General features: G+C 49.0%; 6 protein-coding genes. 3 read left to right on the top strand and 3 right to left on the bottom strand.

Annotation, left to right across the window (positions count from 1 at the left end; all coding sequences use genetic code 11):
* Nucleotides 1-19 precede the first annotated feature (19 nt).
* Nucleotides 20-202: a hypothetical protein gene (locus WCO51_06930; GenBank protein MEI6512994.1), complete on the top strand. Its 183-nt coding sequence runs from the start codon at nucleotides 20-22 to the stop codon at nucleotides 200-202.
* Between the two features lie 14 nt (nucleotides 203-216).
* Nucleotides 217-2958 (top strand): glycoside hydrolase family 38 C-terminal domain-containing protein, encoded by a 2742-nt coding sequence (locus tag WCO51_06925; protein ID MEI6512993.1) that lies wholly within the window; start codon nucleotides 217-219, stop codon nucleotides 2956-2958.
* A gap of 7 nt (nucleotides 2959-2965) precedes the next feature.
* On the opposite strand, the gene WCO51_06920 is transcribed toward WCO51_06925, so the two are convergent.
* Nucleotides 2966-3748, bottom strand: a complete 783-nt coding sequence (locus WCO51_06920) for a type II secretion system protein (protein ID MEI6512992.1) — start codon at nucleotides 3746-3748, stop codon at nucleotides 2966-2968.
* A gap of 114 nt (nucleotides 3749-3862) precedes the next feature.
* On the opposite strand from WCO51_06920, the gene WCO51_06915 reads away from it, so the two are divergent.
* On the top strand, nucleotides 3863-5101 hold the full coding sequence (locus WCO51_06915; protein ID MEI6512991.1) for an amidohydrolase family protein: 1239 nt from the start codon (nucleotides 3863-3865) through the stop codon (nucleotides 5099-5101).
* A gap of 50 nt (nucleotides 5102-5151) precedes the next feature.
* Here the strand turns inward: WCO51_06915 and WCO51_06910 are convergent, their stop codons facing one another.
* Nucleotides 5152-7647 (bottom strand): ATP-dependent Clp protease ATP-binding subunit, encoded by a 2496-nt coding sequence (locus WCO51_06910; GenBank protein ID MEI6512990.1) that lies wholly within the window; start codon nucleotides 7645-7647, stop codon nucleotides 5152-5154.
* Between the two features lie 301 nt (nucleotides 7648-7948).
* Nucleotides 7949-8248 (bottom strand): hypothetical protein (locus tag WCO51_06905; GenBank protein MEI6512989.1); only part of this gene is annotated, 300 nt, incomplete at its 5' end.

Here is an 8248-nt window from a genome sequence, read left to right as displayed (position 1 = left end):
CAATTGGAGGAGGCCCCGCATGAATAGAGGAGGATTTTCTTGGAAAAGATTACTTGGCATTTCCGCTGCCAAGTCACGGATTTCGAGAGCAATCGGTATTCCACTGACACGGTCCGGCCGTCAAAGAAAACTCGGCCGCGCAATGGGATGTATAATTCCGATGTTAGTGGCATTGTTGGCGATTGGCTTTATGATTAGATAATTAGGAGATTTGAATTGGCAGATAAATCACCAAAAGTTACGGCGATGGTTTGTTCGACTACACACTGGGATCGGGAGTGGGGTAGTACGTTTCAACAGTATCGCTTCCGCCTGATTAAACTGGTCGATAAGCTGCTGAAAATTCTCGGCACTGACCCTGATTATCTTTGTTTCTCCTTCGATGGCCAGGCAGTGCCGATAGAGGATTATTTGGAAATCAGGTCGAACGAGCGAGAGCATATTGCCGAGTTCATTCGAGAAGGGAGAATTCAAATCGGGCCTTGGTATGTTTCTCTTGATGAATTTTTATGCAGTTCGGAGTCGATCGTCCATAATGCGCTAATTGGACATCATATCGCCGAAGAGTACGGCGGTCATGCCATGAAGGCTGGTTATGTGCCCGATACGCTTGGACATATTTCACAGCTGCCACAGATTCTAAATGGTTTTGGAATTAAGTCCGCTTTTCTAATGCGTGGATTGGGAGGATATCCCGAAGAAGATGACCTCGAAATCTGGTGGGAAGGTTTGGACGGGACACGCGTTCTTCTCTGCCATCAACGTTTTAGCTACGGAAACGCCAGCAATATCGGCCATACTCCCGATGGTTCCCCGCCTGATCTCGATGAGCATACGCAAGAAATCAAGAAAATGATCGAGATGATGCTGCCAAAAGTAAAAACGCCGTTTGTCTTGTTCAATAATGGCGGCGATTTTGTCGAGCCTAGCCCCTATCTAACCAAAGTAATTAACCATGCAGGAAAGACGCTGCCCTATAATGTGCTTCATGCATCGTTCCCAGAATATGCCGAAGCAGTCTTGAGCTGTGAGCCTAATTTAGGGGTAATTAAAGGCGAGTTGCGAGGTGCCAAACACGAATGTCTAATCAGCGGCACCTCCTCTGCACGGATGCACTTGAAGCAGCGCAATCGGGAAGTAGAAACACTTCTGGAAAAATATGCCGAGCCGGTTGCAGCGTTGGCCTCATTATTAGGGCTGAAATATGACCGGCAGTATATTCGTGCTGCATGGAAAGAGTTGCTTAAGAACCATGCTCATGACTCGATCTATGGCGAGCACATTGACCCCGCAACGCCCGAGATGATGCAGCGATTTGCTTCAGCAGAACAGATGGGTGAACTTATTCGCGACTCCAGTCTAAAGCATATAGCCATGTTCATCAATACTTTAGAACCAGAGCAGGGCAAGAAGGAATGGTTTAGTGGCATTTCCCTTCGCCAGAAGGAACTCTATCAGAAGGTTTGGGAGACGGAAGGGGATAAGAGCAAGGCGCTGGTCGTCTTCAATCCCCACGGCTGGCCGATCAGCGAAATCGCCAAATTCACCGTTATAATGGGATTGCCTTCAGATGAAATGGCTCGCACGGTTCAAGTTCGGGACGAGAATGGAAAACCTGTTCAATGCCAGATGGTCAATCAAAACTTCCGTGAACTAGAAGAAGGCTATCCCTCAGCGCCCAATCAGAAGACATGGAGCTTTGATTTGCTAATCGACGCTCGCAATGTGCCGGCGTTTGGCTATAAAACCTTTTTCGCCGACTGGGCGCCAGAAAACAAAAGCGCTAACCTATTAGTGGCAACGCCAACTCTATTAGAGAACCCTTATCTGCGGGTAGATGTGAATACCAACGGCACAATCAATATCACCGATAAGCGCTCAGGGGTAGTTTATCCGAATGCGCTTACAATGGAAGACACTGAGGATTGCGGCGATATCGACGATTGGTCCTACACCAGCAACTCTCAGACGTTCACTAACCACGGGGTGAATGCGGAGATTAGTTTAATTGAAACCGGCCCAGTCCGCGCTGCAATTCGAATTGAATATGATTACATGCTGCCTGAAAGTTTGGAACAAGGCCGCAGGGGGCGAAGCAAGAAGAAAGTGGCTTGCCGATTGTCCCATGAGGTGCGATTGCGATCGGACGGCACGGATGTTGAGGTTGAAACCAAATTCGATAACCGCGCTATCGAGCACCGATTGCGGATGCGCGCCACTGTGCCGATAACAACGCCGACCCATGTTGCCGAAACCACTTTTGGAGTGATAGAACGTCAAAACACTCCGACTAAGCATCCCGATTGGGATCAAATCCCACAGGCCACGACCTGCCAGCAGATGTGGTTTGCGGTGGATAATAAGCAATATGGTTTAGCAGTTGCAAGCATCGGTTTGCCAGAGTACCAAGTCGATGATATGCCCGAAAGCACTGAAGTTGCCCTCACGCTGCTTCGCTCTGTCGGGTGGTTAGCGCGTGATGATACCTATATGCGCCCTTACCGCGTCGACCCGCGCATTCACACCCCGCTGGCCTATTGTTTGGGTGAATACACCTTCAATTACCGCCTAATCCCCTACATCGGCTCGTGGGAACAAGCGAAGGTCTGGAAATCCGCCCATTTACTTAATGCGCCGTTAAAAGTAATCGAAGCCGACCAGCACCCCGGCAACCTGGCTTTGAACTATAGCGCCTTCACTTTGGACAACGACGCCCTCGTCCTAAGCGCCGTCAAGCTGGCCGAGCGAGAAGACAAGCTCATCGTCCGCATCTATAACACAACCAATCAAACCGTCACCGGCACAATCACAACCCCTCTAAACGTCCTCTCTGCGGAACCGGTGAATTTAAACGAGAGACTAATCGATGAACCCAATTATAGTGTCAAAGGCAAGGACATAACGCTGACTTTAACACCGTTCAAGATCGCGACCATAGCCTTTGAAATCGGGGGATAGGGGCTTTTTAGTAAGGGCAAAGGCCTCGGAAGCGCCATATGAGGTTTGCCCCTTTGTCCATTGCGTTGATTGAGTTGGCAGTATAACTTTGGGCATGTCCGTCTGCTAGGATGAGTTGAACGCGTCCGTTTCCACATTTGTCGGAGTGGTGTCTAGCGAAGATAGGTTTGAGCTGACCGGGGGTTAGGTTCGGGTTGGCTGCAACAATATCTGTATCACCTGTAAGTGGAGGGATCAAACTCTGATCAGCGTTTGACAGGTTGCCCGAACATGGATCGAATACATAGCCTCGATATTTGCCCATCGCTTGCCCCGCTGGAGCATTTGGTGTGTCGGCAAAAAGCGGAGTATTGGTGGGAAATAACAGCGCTGCCTCACGCAGAACTGTTGGAAACCCTTCTACAGATGTCGGATCGAATGCCGTTTGTGATGTATAGCCGACCGAGAGGTAACCTCTTTGAGACCATGTCCGCTGAAATGACGGTTGTTTTGCGCTGGGGCACATAAAAACGCCTTCATTCTTAACATATGTTTCAACCAAAGCCATCCAAACTCGTGAAGGGGAACCTGTTGGAGTCGCATAGTTAGTCGAGGGTGGGTAGGCCGATGAATTATCTTGAACGTAAGCCATCACCGCGATTCCAAGTTGTCTCATATTAGAGGTGCATGATATCGTACGTGACTTCTCACGCGCCGCAGCAAATACAGGGAAAAGGATAGCAGCAAGTACAACAATAATAGCAATCACTACCAATAACTCTATCAAAGTGAAACCAACGCGCCTCAACACCAAGCTATCTCCTCAAAACCCAATAGTTCCTACTATTTTACACCCCCAACGTCTATGAATGTGGTATAGCTAACCACAAGAGAGAATCGGAGCGTTTTCACGAAAGGAAAATCAATGTCTTTGGATAGCATTAAAAAAAGCCTTCTAACTGAAATTGAGGCGTTTGAGATAATTGATTGTCATGAGCACCTTGGGCCGGAGAATAAACGGACGGGCTCCGAAGTGGATGTGTTTAACCTTTTTAGCCACTATACCGGTGGTGATATGGGTGTGGCGGGAATAAATGAAGAGAACCGTAAAGCCCTCTTCAACCAAAACATCCCTCTGGATTACCGATGGAGTATTTTCGAGCCTTATTGGGAGAATTTCCGCTATACCTCTTATGCCCAGGCGTCGTTGATTGCGGCTAGCAAGTTCTATGGCGCGGATGATATTAATAAAAACACTTATCAAGCCATCACTGATGCGATGAAGAAAGCCAACACGCCTGGCATTTATGAGCGAGTGCTGCGTAAAGCATGCAATATCCGCACCAGCCTTACCATGTGCGATGATCCGAAGGTCATCAGCGATACGCCGCTCCTTACCGGATTAGTGTCGATGCCTCAGATTTGGGATCATCAAAACTTGAACTGGTTGCTGCATCCTGTGTTTGATCAGGATGCCTGCATTCGATCCCTCGATGATTACCTCGATGTCGGCCGTAACTATATTAAGACTAAAAAAGCCGAAGGCGCAGTGGGGATGAAGATGGTTTCGAATCCTTTCGAAGCCCCCGATCGGCAAGAGGCGATTCGCATATTCAATAACATCCTCTTCAACGGAGGAAAGGCAGAAGGCATCACCCTTCGAAGCTATATCATCGACGAGATGATTAAATATTGCGGGCAAATTGATTTGCCAGTAGCCGTTCATACAGGATACTGGGGCGACTTCCGTAATCTCGACCCCTTGCACATGATTCCCATGCTCCAAAGACATCCCAACGTCAAATTCGATATCTTCCATCTGGGTTATCCGTGGATTAGGGAGACCATCATGCTGGGTAAAAGCTTCCCCAACGTCTGGCTGAACCTCTGCTGGGCTCACATCATCTCCAAAAAAGCCACCTTCGAAGCCCTGGACGAAATCATCGACACCGTCCCCGTTAATAAAATCCTAGGCTTCGGCGGCGACTACCTCCCCTCTGCCGTAGAAAAAGTCTATGGCCACTTATCCATTGCCCGAGACAACATCGCAGGAGTATTGGCTGGAAGAGTAGCCGCCAACCACATGACAGAATCCCAGGCAATAACTATCGCCAAAAAGTGGCTATGGGACAACCCGAACGAATTGTACAAGTTGGGGTTTTAACAAACTAAAAAAGCCCCCTGGCAAATGCCGGGGGGCTTTGGTTCTTTTAACTAGCTCGAACTTGGGCGTTCTTTTACTTCGGAGGGCTTCATACCGGCGATGGCGGGTTCTTTGTCTTCTTTTTTGGTGAAGACTATCTTGCCATCGATCTCTAGCTTGGCAACGATGGTGTCGCCCATAGTGAAGCGGCCCAAGAGGATTTCCTCGGCAAGAGGATCCTCGATATAGCGTTGGACTGAGCGTCGCAAAGGCCTTGCGCCGAAGTTCGGGTCGAAACCGGCTTTAGCGAGCATTTCCTTGGTCGCAGTATCCACTTCGAGCATGATTTTCTGAGTTGTGAGCTGATCCTGAACTCGACCCAGCATCAAGTCTACGATGGACAGGATCTCTTCTTGAGTCAGCGGGTGGAAGACCACTACCTCATCAACGCGATTGAGGAACTCGGGTCGGAAGAGCTTCTTCATCTCGTCCATAATGCGAGTTTTCATCGACTCGTAGACTTTCGGGTCGGTAATGTCTTCAGAGTAATGTCTTATTCCGATGCGGCCGTCATCGCCCATTTGGCGAACGCCTACGTTGGAGGTCATGATGATTACCGTATTGCGGAAATCAACCACGCGCCCTTGCGCATCAGTCAATCGACCATCCTCCATCACTTGCAAGAGAATGTTGAATACTTCCGGATGGGCTTTCTCGATTTCGTCGAGCAGCACCACGCTGTACGGATTGCGTCTAACAGCCTCGGTAAGCTGACCGCCTTCTTCATATCCAACATATCCAGGAGGTGCCCCAACCAATCGGGAAACAGCGAAGCGCTCCATGTATTCACTCATGTCAATTCTGACACAGTTATTTTCATTGCTGAACAAGAAAGCCGCCAACGCTCGGGCCATCTCTGTTTTACCGACACCAGTTGGGCCGAGGAAGATAAAACTACCCATCGGTCGCTTAGGATCTTTCAACCCACTGCGAGCGCGGCGCACTGCTCTAGAAACAGCTTCAACTGCAACATGCTGGCCGATGATTCGCTTATGCAGCTCTTCTTCCATACGCAGCAGCTTTTGGGTTTCGGCTTCTACCAGACGAGACACCGGAATACCGGTCCAAGACTGCACGATATGCGCAATCTCGTCCTCATCAACAATCTTTTTGATTTCGTCGCGTGTTTGCATCCAGTTCGCCTCAAGCGTTTCGACTTCATCATGAAGTTTGGTTTCCTTGTTTTGAAGGGATTCTACACGTTCAGTTTGCTCGTTACGCTTGGCTTGCTCGAGTTCTTCCACAACACGGCTAAGTTCGAGACGCGCCTTCCTCAGATCAAGCGGCGGCTGGCTGGACTGCAATCGCACTCGCGATGCCGCTTCATCAATCAGGTCAATCGCCTTATCAGGCAGATGACGATCGGTAATATAACGTGACGATAGACTTACTGCGGCCTCGACAGCATTATCTTTTATCTCCACATGGTGATGACTTTCATAACGCTCGCGCAGCCCCTTGAGGATTTCAACAGCCTCCTCGGCAGTAGGTTCATGAACTTGAACAGGTTGGAACCTTCGGGCGAGAGCAGCATCTCGCTCGATATATTTTCTAAACTCATCGAAAGTCGTTGCGCCAATGCACTGAAGTTCGCCGCGAGCCAGCGCCGGCTTCATGATGTTCGATGCGTCAATTGCGCCTTCAGCAGCTCCGGCTCCGACAAGCGTGTGTAGCTCGTCGATAAAGAGGATCACTTCACCGGAAGCTTTCCGGACTTCGTCCATCACACGCTTCATACGCTCTTCGAATTCGCCTCGATATTTAGTACCGGCAACCAATGCAGCCAAATCAAGCGCTACAATTCGCCGTTCCTTTAACGCATCAGGAATCTCGCCATGTATAATTCGCTGAGCTAAACCCTCAGCGATAGCGGTTTTGCCAACACCCGGCTCACCTACCAAACAAGGATTGTTCTTTGTGCGTCTTGAAAGAATTTGAATTACGCGTTCGATCTCGTTATGCCGCCCAATGACTGGGTCCAGCTTGCCGGATCGTGCCAGTTCAGTCAAATCACGGCCGAATTCGTCAAGAGTTTGAGTTCGCGAACGATGTCGAGCTGGACTCGCAGTCGTCTCATTATCTTGCAAAGCCATCACCTCACGGCGAGTACGTTCTAGATCGACACCTAGTTTGCCAAGCACGCGTCCTGCCAGGCCTTCACCTTCACGGATAAGTCCAAGGAGCAAGTGCTCAGTTCCGATATAGTTATTGTTAAGCTGCCTAGCTTCATCATATGCTAAGTCAATAACCCGCTTGGCACGCGGGGTCAGCTGCATCTCTTGTCCCGGACGAGCTTCCCCACGTGGAAGCTGTCGTTCGATTTCAGCGCGTACACGATTCAGACTTACTCCCATGCGATCCAGCACCCGAGCTGCCACACTGTCAGGCTCACGTACGAGTCCAAGCAATAGGTGCTCAGTGCTCACATAGCCTTCGCCAAATCGCTGGGCTTCTTCCTGTGCATAAAATACAACTTTTCTGGCTCGTTCTGTAAACCGTTGCCACATAATGAATAACCCCCCTTCCGCCTTGCTAGATTTCATTTACTAGCCAAGCGAAAGCTCAATAAGCGCTTTTGCGCTTGTCTGCTATCCACTTTTCGGAACGAGAGAATAGTCTCTCAAAGTTCCCGGTGAATGCAGTTTGAACACAGTAAGTTTACCATTGTTGACACTTCAGCCTCTATACAAGCTAAAATTCGCCAACTTGATATCCTTATCTATATTAAATGACGGAGATACTTGATCATTGTTCCATCCGTCACCTAGTCTAAAAGGCCTAATCTTTAAAATGCATGTGTAATACACACTAAATATTGCACTTCGACAAGATTGACTTGAGAAAACTTGCCCTGCGACGATTCATCGCATCCAGATTCTGAGGGCCGATTTCTACCAAAGCAGCCCATCGATCTACCATCTGCGGTGTCGCCCCTAGTAATTGTTCCACTGCAGCCAACCGAATCCACGATAAAATTCGCAGGCAATCCAAGAATTTTAACGAGGCAGTCTTTTTAACAGCTTCCAGAGCCGATTCGACACGGTTTTCGATCATCCCCTTCGGCAAATCGCTTCTTGCCTCACGTTCACGCTCTATTAAGTAATAAAC

This window comes from bacterium (assembly GCA_037131655.1).
In the GTDB taxonomy this organism is placed as follows: Bacteria; Armatimonadota; Fimbriimonadia; order Fimbriimonadales; family JBAXQP01; genus JBAXQP01.
Note: the sequence above shows the minus strand (reverse complement) of the source record. Positions and strands in the feature narration are given on the sequence as shown.

What these genes read in the sequence shown, in the direction of transcription:
- WCO51_06910 (MEI6512990.1), bottom strand. Translation starts at nt 7,647, where the DNA reads ATGTGGCAACGGTTTACAGAACGAGCCAGAAAAGTTGTATTTTATGCA.
- WCO51_06930 (MEI6512994.1), top strand. Translation starts at nt 20, where the DNA reads ATGAATAGAGGAGGATTTTCTTGGAAAAGATTACTTGGCATTTCCGCT.
- WCO51_06915 (MEI6512991.1), top strand. Translation starts at nt 3,863, where the DNA reads ATGTCTTTGGATAGCATTAAAAAAAGCCTTCTAACTGAAATTGAGGCG.